18 protein-coding genes are annotated in these 15,492 nt (G+C 68.5%); 12 read left to right on the forward strand and 6 right to left on the reverse strand.

Going from position 1 to position 15,492, the window contains the following annotated elements:
• Position 1 precedes the first annotated feature (1 nt).
• A complete protein-coding gene (locus ACI2KI_RS09865) occupies positions 2-2,107 on the forward strand; it encodes a prolyl oligopeptidase family serine peptidase (RefSeq protein WP_404619659.1) in 2,106 nt (701 codons plus the stop codon).
• A gap of 70 nt (positions 2,108-2,177) precedes the next feature.
• On the opposite strand, the gene ACI2KI_RS09870 is transcribed toward ACI2KI_RS09865, so the two are convergent.
• A complete protein-coding gene (locus tag ACI2KI_RS09870; protein ID WP_404619661.1) occupies positions 2,178-2,510 on the reverse strand; it encodes a hypothetical protein in 333 nt (110 codons plus the stop codon).
• A gap of 191 nt (positions 2,511-2,701) precedes the next feature.
• Between ACI2KI_RS09870 and ACI2KI_RS09875 the strand changes: the two genes are divergently transcribed.
• Entirely contained in the window at positions 2,702-3,376 is a 675-nt protein-coding gene (locus tag ACI2KI_RS09875) for an alpha/beta hydrolase (protein WP_404619663.1), read from the forward strand.
• Here the strand turns inward: ACI2KI_RS09875 and ACI2KI_RS09880 are convergent.
• Positions 3,373-3,900 carry an SRPBCC family protein gene (locus tag ACI2KI_RS09880; protein ID WP_404619665.1) on the reverse strand — a complete coding sequence of 176 codons (528 nt, stop codon included), beginning with the start codon at positions 3,898-3,900 and terminating at the stop codon, positions 3,373-3,375. The two genes, ACI2KI_RS09875 and ACI2KI_RS09880, sit on opposite strands and share 4 nt — an antisense overlap.
• Positions 3,901-4,009: 109 nt before the next feature.
• Between ACI2KI_RS09880 and ACI2KI_RS09885 the strand changes: the two genes are divergently transcribed.
• Positions 4,010-5,455, forward strand: a complete 1,446-nt coding sequence (locus tag ACI2KI_RS09885; RefSeq protein ID WP_404619667.1) for an AMP nucleosidase — start codon at positions 4,010-4,012, stop codon at positions 5,453-5,455.
• A 175-nt stretch (positions 5,456-5,630) separates the two neighbouring features.
• Here the strand turns inward: ACI2KI_RS09885 and ACI2KI_RS09890 are convergent, their stop codons facing one another.
• Positions 5,631-6,377, reverse strand: coding sequence for an SAM-dependent methyltransferase (locus ACI2KI_RS09890; RefSeq protein WP_404619669.1), 747 nt, complete (start codon positions 6,375-6,377; stop codon positions 5,631-5,633).
• Positions 6,378-6,478: 101 nt separating this feature from the next.
• Between ACI2KI_RS09890 and ACI2KI_RS09895 the strand changes: the two genes are divergently transcribed.
• From ACI2KI_RS09895 to ACI2KI_RS09910, 4 genes are read left to right on the forward strand one after another with little or no spacing between them, the layout of a single operon-like run.
• Positions 6,479-7,105, forward strand: coding sequence for a hypothetical protein (locus tag ACI2KI_RS09895; protein ID WP_404619671.1), 627 nt, complete (start codon positions 6,479-6,481; stop codon positions 7,103-7,105).
• The gene (locus ACI2KI_RS09900; protein ID WP_404619673.1) at positions 7,105-7,419 is read left to right on the forward strand and encodes a winged helix-turn-helix domain-containing protein; all 315 of its coding nucleotides are present in this window, start codon (positions 7,105-7,107) and stop codon (positions 7,417-7,419) included. Before ACI2KI_RS09895 ends, ACI2KI_RS09900 begins: the two co-directional genes overlap by 1 nt.
• 33 nt (positions 7,420-7,452) lie before the next feature.
• Entirely contained in the window at positions 7,453-8,229 is a 777-nt protein-coding gene (locus ACI2KI_RS09905) for a tyrosine-protein phosphatase (RefSeq protein ID WP_404619675.1), read from the forward strand.
• Positions 8,226-9,548, forward strand: a complete 1,323-nt coding sequence (locus ACI2KI_RS09910; RefSeq protein WP_404619677.1) for an anthranilate synthase component I family protein — start codon at positions 8,226-8,228, stop codon at positions 9,546-9,548. The genes ACI2KI_RS09905 and ACI2KI_RS09910 overlap by 4 nt, the downstream gene beginning before the upstream one ends.
• Here the strand turns inward: ACI2KI_RS09910 and ACI2KI_RS09915 are convergent.
• The 3 genes from ACI2KI_RS09915 to ACI2KI_RS09925 are packed head-to-tail and all read right to left on the reverse strand — an operon-like array spanning position 9,545 to position 11,052.
• Complete coding sequence (locus tag ACI2KI_RS09915; protein WP_292085236.1) at positions 9,545-10,102, reverse strand: TadE/TadG family type IV pilus assembly protein; 558 nt, start codon at positions 10,100-10,102, stop codon at positions 9,545-9,547. The genes ACI2KI_RS09910 and ACI2KI_RS09915 overlap by 4 nt on opposite strands.
• Positions 10,099-10,647, reverse strand: a complete 549-nt coding sequence (locus ACI2KI_RS09920) for a TadE/TadG family type IV pilus assembly protein (RefSeq protein ID WP_292085238.1) — start codon at positions 10,645-10,647, stop codon at positions 10,099-10,101. The genes ACI2KI_RS09915 and ACI2KI_RS09920 overlap by 4 nt, the downstream gene beginning before the upstream one ends.
• 3 nt (positions 10,648-10,650) lie before the next feature.
• Positions 10,651-11,052, reverse strand: a complete 402-nt coding sequence (locus ACI2KI_RS09925; protein WP_404619679.1) for a pilus assembly protein N-terminal domain-containing protein — start codon at positions 11,050-11,052, stop codon at positions 10,651-10,653.
• A 285-nt stretch (positions 11,053-11,337) separates the two neighbouring features.
• Here ACI2KI_RS09925 and ACI2KI_RS09930 point away from each other — a divergent pair, with 285 nt between their 5' ends.
• The 5 genes from ACI2KI_RS09930 to ACI2KI_RS09950 all read left to right on the forward strand — a co-directional run bounded on the left by ACI2KI_RS09930 (position 11,338) and on the right by ACI2KI_RS09950 (position 15,490).
• On the forward strand, positions 11,338-11,520 hold the full coding sequence (locus tag ACI2KI_RS09930; RefSeq protein ID WP_292085240.1) for a Flp family type IVb pilin: 183 nt from the start codon (positions 11,338-11,340) through the stop codon (positions 11,518-11,520).
• Positions 11,521-11,653: 133 nt separating this feature from the next.
• Positions 11,654-12,166, forward strand: a complete 513-nt coding sequence (locus tag ACI2KI_RS09935) for a prepilin peptidase (RefSeq protein WP_404619681.1) — start codon at positions 11,654-11,656, stop codon at positions 12,164-12,166.
• A 107-nt stretch (positions 12,167-12,273) separates the two neighbouring features.
• Entirely contained in the window at positions 12,274-13,227 is a 954-nt protein-coding gene (gene cpaB, locus ACI2KI_RS09940; RefSeq protein ID WP_404619683.1) for a Flp pilus assembly protein CpaB, read from the forward strand.
• 11 nt (positions 13,228-13,238) lie between these two features.
• Positions 13,239-14,792, forward strand: a complete 1,554-nt coding sequence (locus ACI2KI_RS09945; protein WP_404619685.1) for a type II and III secretion system protein family protein — start codon at positions 13,239-13,241, stop codon at positions 14,790-14,792.
• A gap of 5 nt (positions 14,793-14,797) precedes the next feature.
• Complete coding sequence (locus ACI2KI_RS09950) at positions 14,798-15,490, forward strand: CpaD family pilus assembly protein (protein WP_404619687.1); 693 nt, start codon at positions 14,798-14,800, stop codon at positions 15,488-15,490.
• The last annotated feature ends 2 nt before the right edge of the window (positions 15,491-15,492 follow it).

The following is a 15,492-nucleotide window of genomic DNA, read 5'->3' on the forward strand; positions in this document are numbered from 1 at the left end:
CATGCGCCGCCTGCCCCATCTTCTGTCTGGCCTCAGCGCCGTCGCCCTGCTGACGGCCTCGGCCCTGCCGGCCCTGGCCGAGGCGCCCGCGCCCGCCGCAGTCTCGGCGCCGGCGGCGTCGAACGCCTTCACCTATCAAGACATGATCTCGGCCAACCGGCTGGGCGATCCGCAGGTCTCGCCGGACGGCGACTGGGTGGTCTATGCCCTGACCCAGACCGACGTGGCCGCCAACCGTCGCTCCAGCGCCCTCTACATCCTGAGCCTGAAGGGCGAGGGCGAGGCGCAGAAGCTGGCCATCTCCGAAGGCGGCGCCAACACCGCGCGCTGGGGCGCCGACGGCAAGCTCTACTTCCTGTCGGGCCGTTCGGGGTCGAGCCAGGTCTGGGTGTCTAGCGACCGGGGCGCGACGGCCACGCAAGTCACCAGCCTGCCGACCGACGTCAACGCCTACCGCGTCAACGCCGCGGGCGACGCCGTGGCCGTGTCCCTAGCCGTCTATCCCGAAGCGGGCGACCTGAACGCCTCGGTCGAGCGCGCCAAGGCCGCCGCCGACGTGAAATCGACGGGTCAGGTCTATGACCGGATGTTCGTGCGCCACTGGGACACCTGGAGCGACCACACCCAGAACCACCTCTTCGTCCAGACCATCGGCGCGGACGGCAAGGCCGCCGGCGATCCGGTCTGGGTCACCAAGGGCTTTGACGGCGACACCCCCTCCAAGCCGTTTGGCGATGAGAGCGAGTTCGTCTTCGCCCCGGACGGGCAATCGCTGGTCTTCTCGGCCCGCAAGGCCGAGAACAGCGAGCCGTGGAGCACGAACTTCGACCTCTACAGCGTTGCTGTTTCCGCCCCGGGCCAACTGACCAATCTGACTGAGAGCAACCCCGCCTGGGACACCGGCCCGGTCTTCTCGCCGGACGGCCAGACCCTGGCCTATCGCGCCATGGCCCGCCCGGGCTTCGAGGCCGACAAGTATTCGATCTTCCTGCGTGACATGGCCACCGATCAGACGCGCCAGATCGCGGCCAACTGGGATCGCTCGGCCGACGGCCTGCAGTGGTCGGCGGACGGCAAGACCCTCTACACCACCGCCGGCGACGTCGGTCAGACCCGCCTGTTCGCCATCGACGCCCGCAACGGCTCGGTCATGCCCCTGACCGGCGAAGGCCACGTCGGCGCCTTCCAGCAGACGCCCTCGGGCTTCGTCATGTCGGTCGACACCCTGACCTCGCCCGCCGACCTCTATTTCAAGACCTGGCGCGGTCGCGAGATGCCGCGTCGCCTGACCAATGTGAACCCGCAGCTGGCGAACAAGGCCTTCGGCCAGTTCGAGCAGTTCAGCTTCCCCGGCTGGAACGACGAGACGGTGCACGGCTTCGTCATCAAGCCCGCCAACTATGTCGAAGGTCAGAAGTATCCGGTCGCCTTCCTGATCCACGGCGGGCCGCAGGGCTCGTTCGGCAATAGCTGGTCCTATCGCTGGAACCCCGAGACCTATGCGGGCGCGGGCTATGCGGTGGTGATGATCGATTTCCACGGCTCGACCGGTTACGGCCAGGAGTTCACCGACGCCATCAGCCAGCACTGGGGCGACCGCCCGCTGGAAGACCTGCAAAAGGGCTGGGCCGCGGCTCAGGCCAAGTACGGCTTCCTGGACGGCAATAACGCCTGCGCGCTCGGCGCCTCCTACGGCGGCTACATGATCAACTGGATCGCCGGCAACTGGTCGGACGCCTTCAAGTGCCTGGTCAACCATGACGGCGTCTTCGACACCTTTGGCATGGGCTATTCGACCGAGGAGCTGTGGTTCACCGAGTGGGAATACGGCGGCACGCCGTGGGAAAACCCGGAGGGCTATCAGAAGTTCAACCCGGCCAACCACGTCCAGAACTGGAAGACGCCGATGCTGGTGGTCCAGGGCGACCTCGACTACCGCATCCCGACGGCCCAGGGCCTGTCGACCTTCACCGCCCTGCAACGTCGCGGCATCGACAGCCGGCTCGTCTTCTTCCCCAACGAGAACCACTGGGTGCTGAAGCCGGCCAACAGCCTGCAGTGGCACAACGAGGTCTTCGGCTGGCTGGACAAGTATCTGGCCAAGTAGCCGGACATTCGGCCATGAAGAAGGGCGCGGCCAGCGATGGCCGCGCCCTTTGTCGTTCTGCAGCGGCGGCCTAGTGGGCGGCGTAGGCCTGGGTCAGCTGGACGTAACGGCCATGCTCGCGCTCGGTCATGCAGCGCGGGGTGGCCCAGCCCTGACCGGCGGCCTTGGCCTCGACGGCTTCGCGCGCGGTCAGGAAGACCGGCTCGGCGCCGTACTGCCGGTTGAAGGCGGTGCGGGTGGCGGCGTCGGTCTCGCAAATCAGCACCACGCGCTGCGGCTGGACGGCCGAGACGCGCGTCGGCTGCGTTCTCTGGCTCTGCGGACTCTGTTCGGGCGACTGGGCCAGAACAGGCGCGGCTCCGGCGAGCAGCAGGGTCGAGACGGCGACGGCGATCAGGCGCATGCGATATCCTCCCTTGGCCGAAATTCGCTCCGGCCTCAGAGCGAATTATGCGCTCAATTTTTTCAATGTAAATATTTTACGACAAAACGATGAGTGAAACGTGACATTCGACCCGAAGGCGACCGAGTGGGATTGAGCAAACGTCTCGCCTCATGCCTAAAAGGGCGAGTTTTCCTGATCGTCGGAGCGCCATGACCCGCAGAGGCCTGTTCGTCTCCCTGCTTGGCGGTCTGCTGGTCGCGCCGTTTGGCGCGACGGCCGCAAGTCGGAACAGTCGCCTGCGCTATGGCGAGGATCCGCATCAGACGATCGAGGTCCATGCGCCGCGCGGCGCGCGGGGGCTGCCGGTTCTGGTGGTGTTCGGCGGGACACGATTCGCGGCGCTTCGACTGATGAGGGGCGGTGTCGTCGTGGTGTCGGCGGGCTTGCGGATGGCGGGGACGCCACCGCGAGCCGTAATCGCAGATGCGGCCCAGGCCACGTCATGGGTCGCCGAGCGGGCGCAGACATTCGGGGGCGACGCCGCGCGATTGGGCGTGCTGGGTCTGGGGGCGAGCGCGGACGTCGCCCTGATGCTCGCCCTTGACCGACGCTACATGGCCGCGCGGGGGCGGCCCGATCTGATCCGGGCGGTGGGGGCGATGGACCGGCCGGCGGCTTCGGCGCGGGACCTGACCGCGACGCGGCCCGAGGCCTATGTCCGGTCCGGCGGCCCGCCGCTCTGGCTGGGCGGCCGGGACCCGGCCTCGGTCATGCTGGCGCGCCGGATCGAAGCGGTCGGCGGCCAGGTGCAGAGCCTCGTCCGGTCGGACGACGCTGGTTTGACGCAGGCCGCAGCGGCCTTCTTCCGCCGCGAACTGATCTAGTCGCCGGACTCGGCGCGGGTCTTCAGATTGACCAGTTGCGCCGACAGGACACCGTCAACCGGGGCGGCCCAGGCTTCAAGCCCCCCGGGCGTATAACCGCCCACGATATAGGACCAGGTCAGGACGCTGTCTTCGCCCTCGGCCTTGAGGGCGAAGGTCAGGCCGCCGGTCGCGCCCTGACCCTGAAGCGGTCCCAGCCCCCCGCGCAGCACCAGCCTGGCACCCGGCTCGACCAGGGCCGTCTCCAGATGGCGCGAGGTCCGGCCGTCCGCAGCCTTCTCGCACCAGCAGCCGCCGGGCGCCAGGTCCAGGGACAGGACCGAGTGACTGAACCAGCGATGGTCGCGGCTCCACCAGGCGTCGGGCGTGCTCAGCACGGCCCAGACGCGGGCGGGCGGGGCGCTGATCGTCACCGACCCGCCGACTTCGAATCCGCCGGGCGTCGCCGACTTCACCTCGGCGATGGCGGGCGCGGCGCTCAGCGTCAGCAGGGCGACGGCGGCCGAAATCAGGCGTCTGGACATGGGTTCCTCCCGGGTGACAGCGGAACGCCTTCCGCGCCGTCCGGTCAACAGTCGTGTCCTTGTGTTTCCCCCGTCTCGCCATGGTCACGGTTTTCCGCTAGAGGAAATCATGACAGACAAGATGACCCCCCATGCGGCGCTGGACCGCCTCGAAACCCTCTACAATCAATCCGTCGCCAACCTGCGCACCGCAGTGAAGCGCTTCCTCGAGACCGGCGAGCGCGCCGATCCCGAAGCGCGGGCCGCCGGCCTGTTCGCCTATCCGCGGCTGACCGTCAGCTGGTTCGGCGACCGCCCCCATGATCTCGAGATGCGGGCCTTCGCCCGCCTGTCGCGCCCCGGCGTCTATACGACCACCGTCACCCGTCCCGACCTGTACCGAGACTATCTGCTGGAGCAGCTGACCCTGCTGACGACCGAGTTCGGCGTCACCATCACGGTCGAGCCTTCGGATCAGGAAATCCCCTTCCCCTATGTGCTGGACGGCTCGGGCGTGGCGCTGGACAGCACCATGACGGCGGCTATCGCCCGCTGGTTCCCGACCACGGATCTGGCCCACATCGGCGACGAGATCTCGGACGGCCTGTTCGCGCCGGGCGAGGACTTCCCCCTGGCCCAGTTCGACGGTCTGCGCACCGACTTCTCGCTGGCACGCCTGCGCCACTACACCGGCACGCCGGTCGAGGACGTGCAGTCCTATGTCCTGTTCACCAACTATCATCGCTACGTCGATGAGTTCGTGCGCTGGGCCTGCGCCCAACTGGCCGATCCGACCAGCGTCTATCAGACCCTGTCGTGCGCCGGCGGCGTGGTCATCGACCGCGAGACCCCCGACCCGGAACGCGCCATCATGGACGCGGCCTGGCGCCGCCATCAGATGCCCGCCTATCACCTGACGCGGGCCGACGGTCAGGGCATCACCCTGGTCAACATCGGGGTGGGACCGTCGAACGCCAAGACCATCTGCGACCATCTGGCCGTCACCCGTCCGCACGCCTGGATGATGATCGGCCACTGCGGCGGTCTGCGCGCCAGCCAGACCATCGGCGACTACGTCCTGGCCCACGCCTATCTGCGCGACGACCACGTGCTGGACGCGGTCCTGCCCGCCGACATCCCGGTGCCGAACATCGCCGAGGTGCAGCGCGCCCTCTACGACGCGACCAAGCTGGTGTCCGGCGCGCCGGGCGAAGAGGTCAAGAAGCGACTGCGCACCGGCACCGTCGTCACCACCGACGACCGCAACTGGGAGCTGCGCTATTCCAAGTCGGCCCTGCGCTTCAACCAGAGCCGCGCGGTCGCCATCGACATGGAATCGGCCACTATCGCCGCCCAGGGCTATCGCTTCCGCGTGCCCTACGGGACCCTGCTGTGCGTCTCGGACAAGCCGCTGCACGGCGAGATCAAGCTGCCGGGGCAGGCCAACCGCTTCTATGAAGGCTCGATCTCGGAGCACCTGCAGATCGGCATCCAGGCGGTCGACCTGCTGCGGGCCGAGGGCGCCAAGCTGCACTCGCGCAAGCTGCGCGCGTTTGATGAGCCGCCATTCCGGTAAGAAGAGAAGGGCGCGCTTTCTCCCTCCCCTTCATGGGGAGGGTGGTCGCGTCAGCGACCGGGTGGGGAGGGCGTGGCGAAACGGGCGCGGCGCTTGAACGGCCGAAGCGCCCCCACCCGTCTGCCGCTTCGCGTCAGCCACCCTCCCCATGAAGGGGAGGGAGAGATGATGTGCGTCAGCCCTTACGGAACAGATAGAGGCCGAAGCCGAGGTAGTCGGCGCCGAAGTCCAGCATCATCTTGATGCGATGCGCCGTGGCCGCCACCGACGGGGCGTCGGCGTGGTCGGGGCAGGCGTCCAGCCAGTCGGCGATCGCCGTCTCCATGCCGGTGCGATAGGCGGCCCATTCGGCCTCGCCGCTGATCTCAGCGACGACGACCTCGAGCCCCGCCTCGCGCGCGGCGGCCTGCCATTCGTCATGGCTGACGTAGTAGCCGCCGGTCTCGACCAGTTGCCGCAACGGCGCGGGCGGCTCCTCCTTCCAGAACAGGTCGCCCCACAACAGGGCGCCGTCCGGCGTCAGATGCCGGCTCAGGGCGGCGAAGACGGCGGCGGGCTCGCGCAGGCCCTTGCCCGCCGGTTCGGTCGAGCCGATGGCGACGATCAGATCGAACGGGGGCAGGGCGGCCAGCGCCGCCGCAGAGGTCTCGCGCCGCACGGCGACCCGCTCGGACAGTCCCGCCGCCTGGACCCGCGCCTCTGCGCCTTCGGCCATGACAGGATCCAGTTCGACGGCCGTGACGCGCGCGTCCATGGCGCGGGCCAGATGTATCGACACCTCGCCATAGGCGCAGCCGATGTCCATGACCGCCGCGCCGGGTTTGAGCCCGGCTCGACGCACGGTTGCTTCCAGCCGGTCGATCGACAGGGCGTTGCAGACGGACAGGGGCTGATAGGCGATGTGATGAAAGGCGACGCGCATGGCCAAGGCCTGCCATGCGTCGCGCGCCTCGTCCTAGAAAAAGAACTTTACAACATAAAGTTCTTGTCGCACTATCCGTTCAACAGGCAGGGAGAAACGCCATGACCCGCGATCAAGTGCAGTCCGTCCACGACGACATCGCCTATATGAAGGCCCTGGCCCAGGAAGGGCGTCAGGCGCCGCTTCTGGGTGGTCGAATTCTGATTTCGGCGGGTCTGATCTTCGGCCTGGCCTCGGTCGTGGCCTATGGCATCGACAGCGGAATTCTCGCCGTGCCGCCCGTCGCCTACGCGGTCCTGTGGGGCGGAGCCATGCTGGCCTTCTGTGCAGTTCTGATCTGGCAGATCCGCCAGACTGACGGTAAGCCCGGTGCGCAGTCGGCGGCCAATCGCGCCTCGGGCGCCGGCTGGATGGGCGTCGGCCTGGGCGTCTTCGTCATGTCGTTGTCGATGGCCGTCATCGGCTGGAAGACGCAGAGCGCGATTCCCTCGCTGATCTTCCCATCGCTCATCTTCGCCCTCTACGGCTCGGGCTGGGCCGTGTCGGCGACCATGAGCGACCAGAAGTGGCAGTGGAAGCTGGCCATCGGCTGCTGGATCGCGGCGCCCCTGATCGCCTTCCTGACGGGCAGCCCGCTGATGTGGCTGGGCTATGCGGCGGGCCTGTTCCTGTTCGCCCTTGTCCCCGGCGTCCTGCTGGTGCGTCAGGAACCCTCGGAGGTGATCTGATGGCTTCGGATACGGTTGACGCCTTTGACATCGGCCGCATCGACGAGGTCATCCATGGGCGGGTGCGTCTGGGGATCATGGCCTATCTGTCGGGCGTCGGGACGGCGGACTTCAACGAGTTGAAGGTCCGCCTGCAGACCACGGACGGCAATCTGTCGGTGCACCTGCGCAAGCTGGAGGAGGCGGGCTTCGTCGAGGTGGCCAAGACCTTTCAGGGGCGCAAGCCGCTGACACGCGCGACCATGACCGATGCCGGGCGCGACGCCTTCGTCGCCTATCTGGACGCCATGTCCGATCTGGTCGGCGCCCGTTAGCCTTGGCGCGTGAATAGTCCTAGGAAGGCGGTCATGAGCGACCGCCTTTCGCCGTTTCAGGCCATCGACAATTTCCGCGACTATGGCGGCTACGCTGTCGGCGACGGCCGGATTGCGTCTGGGCGTCTCTATCGTTCGGCGCATCAGGCGCGGGCGACCGCGGCGGACCTGGAGGCGCTGGCGGCGCTGAATCTCGCCACGGTGGTGGACCTGCGCCGTCCCGGCGAACGCCGCGACCAGCCATCCCGCCGGCCGGCCGGCTGGGCCGGGCGGGTGATCGAGAGCGTCCACGACGACGGCGGCGAGGCCCCGCACATCACCTTTCTGAAGACCAGCGACCTGACCGAGGCTTCGGGCCGCGCCTTCATGACCGACACCTATCGCCGCCTGCCGTTCGAGGCGGCGCATGTGGACCTGTTCGCCCGCTACTTCCGCACCCTGGCCGAGGGCGAGGGGCCGGTTCTGATCCACTGCGCGGCGGGCAAGGACCGCACCGGCCTGCTGGCGGCCCTGACCCACAGTCTGCTGGGGGTTTCGCGCGACGACCTCATCAACGACTATCTTCTGACCAATGTCGCCGTCGATCTGGAGGGGCGGGCCGACGGCATCGCCAGGAAGCTGACCGAGATGACGGGCCGGCCTGCGTCGCACGGGGCCGTGGTCGCCTTCCTCGGCGTCGAGGCCGACTATCTGGACGGCGCCTTCGCCGAGATCGCGGCTCGGCATGGCGCGATCAACGGCTATCTGGAGCAGGTTCTGGGCGTGGACGCAGCTCTGGCCGAGCGCATCCGGGAACGATTGACGGCATGAGCAGCCCTGTCGTCCATGTTGAGCGATTGGACTGGCGCGAGCCGCTGGCCGCCGCCGCCGGGCTGAACCGGCGCGACGGGGCGCTGGCCTTGTTGGCCGGGGCGGGCGATCCGACGGCGCACGGCGGGCGCTGGTCCTTCGTCGCCTGCGAGCCGGACCGGGTGTTCGTGGGGGCGGTTGGCGAGTCAGCGCCGTTCGAGGCCCTGCGCGACCGCGATTTCGCGGGCGGCGGCGTCGTCGGACTGATGAGCTATGACGCGGGGGCGCGTCCGGCGACGGGGGCGCGGGCCGAAGTCTGGCCGGACCTGATGCTGGCCCGCTATCCGGCCCTGCTGGCGTTCGACCATGTGGCGGGCGAGGTCCTGGCGGTGGGCCGCGGCGCGGATGCGGCCGAGGCGGAGGCTCAAGCACGGCGAGCGGCCGACTGGCGAAGCGACGCGGTCGAACTCTCGATGCCGTCTGCGCCCGCTGCCGCCTTCGCCGGCGAGGCGTCGCCCGAAGCATATGATGCCGCCGTCGCCGACGTGGTGGGCCGCATCGCGTCGGGCGAACTGTTCCAGGCCAATATCGCTCGCGCCTGGGAGGGGCGGCTGGAGGCCGGGCGTGATCCGTTCGATGTCTTTGTGCGCCTGTCGGCCGAGCGGGGCGCGGCCTATGGCGCCTTCTGGCGGCTGGGGAGACGGGCCCTGGTGTCCAACTCGCCGGAACTGTTCCTGACCTTCGATCCCGCGTCAGGCCGGATCGAGACCCGGCCGATCAAGGGCACGCGGCCGCGCCACGCCGATCCCGCGCGCGACGCCGACCTGGCCGCCGAACTGGTCGCCAGCGCCAAGGACCGGGCCGAGAATCTGATGATCGTCGACCTGATGCGCAACGACCTGGCGCGGGCCGCGGTCCCCGGTTCTGTGCGGGTCGAGCGGCTGTTCGAGGTCGAGAGCCATCCGACCGTGCACCACCTGGTCTCCACGGTCATGGCGACTGCGCGGCCCGGCGTCGGCGCCGCCGAGGTGCTGGAGGCGACCTTTCCGCCCGGTTCGATCACCGGAGCCCCCAAGCATCAGGCCATGAAGGTGATCGCGGGACACGAGGCGCCGCGAGGGCCGTGGTGCGGCTCCCTGTTTGGTCTGGGCCTGGCGGGGGACGGCGTCCTTACCGCCTCGGTGCTGATCCGCACCGCGTCGTTCGAGCGGGAGACGGACGCTTGGCTTTTCCGCGCCCTGGCAGGCGCCGGCATCGTCGCCGATAGCGATCCTCGCGCCGAGCGCGAGGAGACCGAGGCCAAGATTAGAGCGCTCCGGGACGCCCTGATCGGCGGCTAGCAGTCAGTGCAGGCGATCCGGTCCTGGGTCCGCGGGCGCAGATAGTAGCTGCGCTTGAAATCGATCGGATGCTTGATGACCTGAGCGAAGGCCGAGGTGTACTTGAACTCGGTCTCGCCGAGGATCAGGCTTTCGCCGCGTTCGATCAGGCCGGGCGGCAGATCGCTCACCGTCGAGTTCTTGGTAAGGGCGACCAGGGCTTTGTCATTGCCCCGGCTCCAGTCGATGCGGGCCACGCCGTTGGCGTCCATGGTCACGCTGGACACGCGGATGGACAGGTCGGCGGCCGAGAAGGGGCGCATGATCATGTCACCGATGGCGAAGACGCTGGTCAGATCCTTGGTCGAGGTCTCGTCGGCCTGGGCCACCAGGTCGGCCACGATGGAGGCCGTGTGGCTGGCGCGACGATTGGCCATGTATCCCTGGCAGATCTCGATCAGGCCGAAGTAGATCACCAGCATGACCGGTGCGATCAGCGCGAACTCGATGGCCGAGACGCCGCGGCGATCGCGCCAGAAGCGCAGCAAGGCGCCGGACCGAAGGCGCGGGCTCATTGATAGGGCTCGTTGCGAAAGGCCAGGGAGGTCGTCAGATAGACCTTGTGGTCGCTGGTTCTCGACAGGGCCTGGGCGATGAAGGGGGTGGCGATCGGTTGCTGGTACCAGATGCGCACCAGGATGCGGTCGCCGGGGCCGCCGGGCTGATAGACCAGCTTGCTCTGGTCGAACACGCCTGAGGCCAGCGGGTCGGGGGCGATGGGGTCGCTGAAACTATCCACCACCTGGACGTCGATGAAGGATCGCGTCGGGCAGTCGGCGGCGAAGACGCTCATGTTTTCGCACAGCCTCCGCTTGATATCTTCGGCCGTCAGCGTCTGCTGCTGGGCCTGGCCAGTGCGCACCAGGCGGCCGGCGTCGGACACCGCGGTCTCCACAACGGCGTCCAGCAGCAGCAGCAGGCCGATCTCGAGGATGCCGAAAAGCAGGAGAAAGAAGGGCAGGGCGATCATGGCGAATTCGACCGCCGTGGAGCCCTCGCGCGCGCGCTTGCGACGTCGCAGCGGCGACAGGCGGCTCGAACGAGAAGACGGCCCTGCCATGGATCAGGGCGCCGGGGCGGCCCGGACGCTGGGCGAGCAACTGGCGCCGCAAGCCATTTCCGTCGCCTGGGCTCCGCGCCAGACGCGAACCGAGCCGGAGGAGCCGGCGCTCACCACCACCTGGCTCTGGAACAGGGGGCGGCCCAGGGCGTCGACGGCGACGATCTCGGTCACGCCGTAGCCCTTTCCGGTGATGAACAGGGTGTTGGCGTCCACCACGGTGACGTCGGCGATCTTGGGGTTGGCCACGATCACCGAACCGGCCGGCGCCCGCAGTTGCACGCGCGTGGCGTGGTCGATCTCGACGTTCAGCGGGCGCGCCTGGGCCTGAGCGGCGGTGACGGCGGCGAGCGCGAGCAGCGCGGAGGCCGAGCCGACGGCGAGCCTCTTGAAGGTGCTGGGCATGGGCGGCGGCTCCGATTGAGAAGAATGGGCGCGCGCGGGCGCTGAGCGTGAAATTTCACCTCGAAAGATCAAGAAATCCTGAATGTGAGGGTGAGGCGGGCAAACTGTTCGAAATCTATAGTAAACAGACCAGTAACCATCAAATAATCCGAGATGCCTTGGTCGTTTTACTCGGCCTTAATGATCGCCGGCGCATTGTCGTCATGCAAACGGGGGTCAAGCGGGCAAAGCCGGTGACCCTGGTGGTGGAACTGTTGCTCGCTTAGACAAAGAAGGAAGACAATCATGCGTAACTTCATCAAGAACTTCGCCAATGACGAATCCGGCGCCACGGCCATTGAATACGGCCTGATCGCTGCTCTGATCGCCGTCGCCATCATCGCCGCTGTCGGCACCCTGGGCGGCAAGCTCAAGGGCACGTTCGAAAGCGTGAACGACGAGATCACTGCCGCCGAAGGCGCTCAGTAATCGCATTGCTTCTCGCCTGGGATCAGGCTTGAAGGGCAGGGGCCGGAACGGAAACGTTCCGGCCTTTTCCTTGCCGGAATGTCGCGATCGGGCGGCAACGGGACCTTAAAGGTTCCCGGGGAGTGTAGGCGGCATGACTGAACTCTCTCTCGTTCTGCTGGGCGTCATGCCGGTGCTGGTGATCGTCGCCGGTCTCCACGACCTGACGACGATGAAGATCCCGAACTGGATCTCGGGGGTGTTGATCCTCGGCTTCTTCCCGGCGGCCCTGGTCTTGGGTCTTTCGCTGACGCAGGTGGCGACGGCTTTGGCCGTCGGGTTTGTCGCCCTGTTGATCGGCATGGGCATGTTCGCCCTGCGCTGGGTCGGCGGGGGCGACGCCAAGCTGATGGCGGCGGCCAGCCTCTGGTTCGGCTATTCGGGCGCGGGACCTTTTGTTCTTTACACCGCCCTGGTCGGCGGCGGTTTCTGTCTGATGCTGTTGCTGGCGCGCGCCCGGCTTCAGGTCTTCGCCCTGAACGGGCCTGGTTGGGTCGCCCGGCTGATGCAGCCCAAGGGCGACATCCCCTATGGCGTGGCCATAGCCGCCGGCGCCCTGATGGCCTATCCGTCCAGCCCCCTGGTGCGCGCCTTCATCGGCGGCTGATGCGGCGTCGGGCCGCTTAGGGGCGCGTTAACCGACGGGCCTCATTGTCGTTAACGGCAGAGGGCGAAGATCTGAATCAACGTCGCCGCGCCTGCCGGAGACCGTCGATGAAGCCCGCCAAAATCGCCGTCATCTGTATAGCCGCCCTCGCGGCCATCGGCCTGGCCCTGGTCGTGCGAGCCATGGGCTCGTCGGGCAAGCCGACCGCGACCGCCGTCGCTGCCGTCGAGGCCCCGCCCATGGCCAAGGTCCTGGTCGCCGCCAAGGACCTGGAGCCTGGCCGCCGCCTGACCGACGCCGACCTGGCGTGGAAGGACTGGCCCGTCGCCGAGGTCAATCCCGTCTTCATCACGGACGGCAGCGTGCCGGTTCCCGCCGCGCCGCCCGCCGAAGGCGACGCCAAGGCTCCGTCCAAGGCGGACGACGCCAAGCCCGCCAAGGCTGAAGGCGCCGCCGCCCGCGTGACCCGCGCCGCGACCGACCTGGCCACCGGCGGCGCCAAGGCCGACTTCATAGGCTCCGTCGTCCGCGAACCCATTCTGGCCGGAGAGCCCATTGTCGCCCGCAAGATCGTGCGGGCCGGCGACAGCGGCTATATGGCGGCCTATCTCGAGCCGGGCATGAGGGCCATGGCCATTCGCGTCACGGTCGAGACCGCCGCGGGCGGCTTCATCCTGCCGGGCGACCGGGCCGACGTGCTGCTGACCCGCGAGGTCAAGCTGCCGAGCGGCGCCGCCGGAGGGGAAACCTCGAAATTCGTCGCGGCCACCGTGATGCAGAACGTCAAGGTCCTGGCCATCGATCAGGCCACGCGCGCCGCCGAGGACGCGCAGGCCGTGGTCGGCGCCACCGCGACGCTCGAGGTCAGCGCGCGGGACGCCGAGGTTCTGGCCCTGGCCAAGTCCGAAGGCGAACTGTCGCTGGTGCTGCGCTCCTACGCCGACACCGCCGGACCGTCGGGCCGTGTGGCCGGCGCGGTGAACCGAGGAAACGCCGCCGCTTCGGGCGGCGTCGTGCGCGTCTATCGCGAGGGCCAGGCCGAAGCGGTCGCCGTCCCATGAGGAAACCCGGCATGAATCGTTTGATCGCGGCGGCCTGCGCCTCCCTGATCGTCCTGGGCGGGGCTGCTTCGGCGCCCCAGACCCAGGCTATGGCCCAGACCCGCGCCGCCGTCTCGACGGGGGCGGGACCGCAGATGGTGAACCTGCCGCGTGGCACCTCCTTCGCGGTGGACCTCCCGGCGGACGCGCGCGACGTGATCGTGTCGAACCCGCAGGTGGCCGAGGCCATGCTGCATTCGCCGCGCCGCATCACCGTGATCGGCGTGGCGGCGGGCGAGACCGACGCCGTCTTCCTCGATGCGACGGGGCGCACCATCCTCGCCTTGAGGGTGCGCGTCGACGCCGGGACCAGCGCGCTGCAGGACACGCTGAGCCGGGTCTCGCCGGGATCGAACGTCCGCGCTGAAGCCGTCAACGACAGCATCATCCTCACGGGCACCGCCGCCAGCCCGGCTGAAGCCCAGCGCGCCGCCCAGGTGGCCCGCGCCTTCGTCTCGGCGCCGGAGAAGGTGGTCAACATGATCAGCGTGGCCGGCTCTGACCAGGTAACGCTGAAGGTTCGCGTGGTCGAGGTGCAGCGCAGCGCGGTCAAGCAACTGGGCTTCGACACCCAGGCGGTGATCGGCCGGATCGGCGACACCCAGTGGCTGCTGGGCAACGCCGCCACCTGGGGCGTCAACGGCGAGCTGCTGGGCGGGATCACCGGCGGCGTGTCGCGGGACACCACCAAGAACTATCAGATGCAGATGCCCTGCGGCCCTGGCTGGCCGGCGGACGCCATGTGCCCCACGACGGTGAACGGCGGCGCTCCGGGCGATCCGTCGAACTGGGACACCGCCCAGCCGGGCACCGGGCCTGGCTCCGACGGGCTTAACAAGGGCAACGCCACGATCAAGGCCTTCGAGCGCGTGGGTCTGGTGCGCACCCTGGCCGAGCCGAACCTGACGTCAGTCAACGGCGAGGCCGCCAGCTTCCTGGCGGGCGGCGAGTTCCCGATCCCCGCCGGTCGGGACAAGGAAGGCCAGATCACGGTCGAGTACAAACCCTATGGCGTGGGCCTGTCGTTCCGCCCCGTGGTCCTGACCGGCGGCCGCATCTCGCTGCAGGTCAAGGTCGAGGTGTCCGAGCTGACGCCGCAGGGCGGTCTGACCATCGGCGCCGGCACGGCGTCGTCGATCAGCCTGCCGGGCCTGTCGGTCCGCCGGAGCGAGAACACCATCGAAATTCCCTCCGGCGGCTCGATGATGATCGCCGGCCTGCTGCAGGAATCGACGCGTCAGACAGTGGACTCGCTGCCGGGCATGACCAACCTGCCGGTCCTGGGCTCGCTATTCCGTTCGCGCGACTATCTGATGGGAGAGACCGAACTGGTGGTGATCGTCGAACCCTATATCGTCAGCCCCACGTCGCCGGGCCGGATGCAGACGCCGGCCGACGGCCTGCGCATCGCCCAGGACGCTGAAACCATCTTCTTTGGTCAGCTGAACCAGGCCTACGGGTCGCCGGCTCCCACCGCCCAGGCGGGGGCGGGGTGGCGGGGTCCTGTCGGCTATGTGATCGAGTGAGCGCCATGACCCGAACCGCCAAATCCCTCGTCACCCTGTCGACTACCCTGGCCTTCGGCGGCCTGTTGCTGGGGAGCTGCGCGGGCGGCCCCGCCAGCCTGGGCGGCGAGGCCCCGCTGACGCCGACCTCGCGATACAGCCTGCAGGTCGAGCCGGGCCTGGACCGTATCGCCCTGGCCGTGCACGAGACCGGGCTGTCCGGCGCCCAGCAGGCCGCGCTGGCCGATCTGGTGGCGCGCTTCGCCGTCGAAGGCGCTTCGGCTCTTGTGGTCGAAGCTCCGGCCGGAGGCGATCCCGTCGCCCAGCAAGCGGCGTGGAACGTCAAGGCGGGGCTGGTGGCCGCCGGCGCGCCGGACCACATGATCCGCGTCGTCAGCTATGCCGGACCCGATCCCCGGGCGCCGATCCTGGCCGGGTTCGAGACCGTGCGCGCCGCTGTGCCGCAATGCGGAACCCAGTGGGGCAGCCTGACCCGCACCGGCGACAATCAGTCGGCCGCGAACTTCGGGTGCGCGGTTACCGCCAATCTGGCGGCTCAGATCGCCGATCCTCGCGACATCGTTTCGCCGAGGGCCATGACCCCCGCCGACGCTCAGCGCCGCGCCGTGGTGTTCGATAAGTACGTCAAGGGCGAGCCCACTGCGGCCGGTCGCGAAGAACTGGTCATGGGAACGCGTGTTTCCCGCGCTGTGGAGTGATG

The organism is Brevundimonas sp. NPDC046655 (assembly GCF_044901625.1).
Classification (GTDB): Bacteria; Pseudomonadota; Alphaproteobacteria; order Caulobacterales; family Caulobacteraceae; genus Brevundimonas.

What these genes read in the sequence shown, in the direction of transcription:
- ACI2KI_RS09865 (WP_404619659.1), top strand. Translation starts at nt 2, where the DNA reads ATGCGCCGCCTGCCCCATCTTCTGTCTGGCCTCAGCGCCGTCGCCCTG.
- ACI2KI_RS09870 (WP_404619661.1), bottom strand. Translation starts at nt 2,510, where the DNA reads ATGCGCCTGATCGCCGTCGCCGTCTCGACCCTGCTGCTCGCCGGAGCC.
- ACI2KI_RS09875 (WP_404619663.1), top strand. Translation starts at nt 2,702, where the DNA reads ATGACCCGCAGAGGCCTGTTCGTCTCCCTGCTTGGCGGTCTGCTGGTC.
- ACI2KI_RS09880 (WP_404619665.1), bottom strand. Translation starts at nt 3,900, where the DNA reads ATGTCCAGACGCCTGATTTCGGCCGCCGTCGCCCTGCTGACGCTGAGC.
- ACI2KI_RS09885 (WP_404619667.1), top strand. Translation starts at nt 4,010, where the DNA reads ATGACAGACAAGATGACCCCCCATGCGGCGCTGGACCGCCTCGAAACC.
- ACI2KI_RS09890 (WP_404619669.1), bottom strand. Translation starts at nt 6,377, where the DNA reads ATGCGCGTCGCCTTTCATCACATCGCCTATCAGCCCCTGTCCGTCTGC.
- ACI2KI_RS09895 (WP_404619671.1), top strand. Translation starts at nt 6,479, where the DNA reads ATGACCCGCGATCAAGTGCAGTCCGTCCACGACGACATCGCCTATATG.
- ACI2KI_RS09900 (WP_404619673.1), top strand. Translation starts at nt 7,105, where the DNA reads ATGGCTTCGGATACGGTTGACGCCTTTGACATCGGCCGCATCGACGAG.
- ACI2KI_RS09905 (WP_404619675.1), top strand. Translation starts at nt 7,453, where the DNA reads ATGAGCGACCGCCTTTCGCCGTTTCAGGCCATCGACAATTTCCGCGAC.
- ACI2KI_RS09910 (WP_404619677.1), top strand. Translation starts at nt 8,226, where the DNA reads ATGAGCAGCCCTGTCGTCCATGTTGAGCGATTGGACTGGCGCGAGCCG.
- ACI2KI_RS09915 (WP_292085236.1), bottom strand. Translation starts at nt 10,102, where the DNA reads ATGAGCCCGCGCCTTCGGTCCGGCGCCTTGCTGCGCTTCTGGCGCGAT.
- ACI2KI_RS09920 (WP_292085238.1), bottom strand. Translation starts at nt 10,647, where the DNA reads ATGGCAGGGCCGTCTTCTCGTTCGAGCCGCCTGTCGCCGCTGCGACGT.
- ACI2KI_RS09925 (WP_404619679.1), bottom strand. Translation starts at nt 11,052, where the DNA reads ATGCCCAGCACCTTCAAGAGGCTCGCCGTCGGCTCGGCCTCCGCGCTG.
- ACI2KI_RS09930 (WP_292085240.1), top strand. Translation starts at nt 11,338, where the DNA reads ATGCGTAACTTCATCAAGAACTTCGCCAATGACGAATCCGGCGCCACG.
- ACI2KI_RS09935 (WP_404619681.1), top strand. Translation starts at nt 11,654, where the DNA reads ATGACTGAACTCTCTCTCGTTCTGCTGGGCGTCATGCCGGTGCTGGTG.
- cpaB (WP_404619683.1), top strand. Translation starts at nt 12,274, where the DNA reads ATGAAGCCCGCCAAAATCGCCGTCATCTGTATAGCCGCCCTCGCGGCC.
- ACI2KI_RS09945 (WP_404619685.1), top strand. Translation starts at nt 13,239, where the DNA reads ATGAATCGTTTGATCGCGGCGGCCTGCGCCTCCCTGATCGTCCTGGGC.
- ACI2KI_RS09950 (WP_404619687.1), top strand. Translation starts at nt 14,798, where the DNA reads ATGACCCGAACCGCCAAATCCCTCGTCACCCTGTCGACTACCCTGGCC.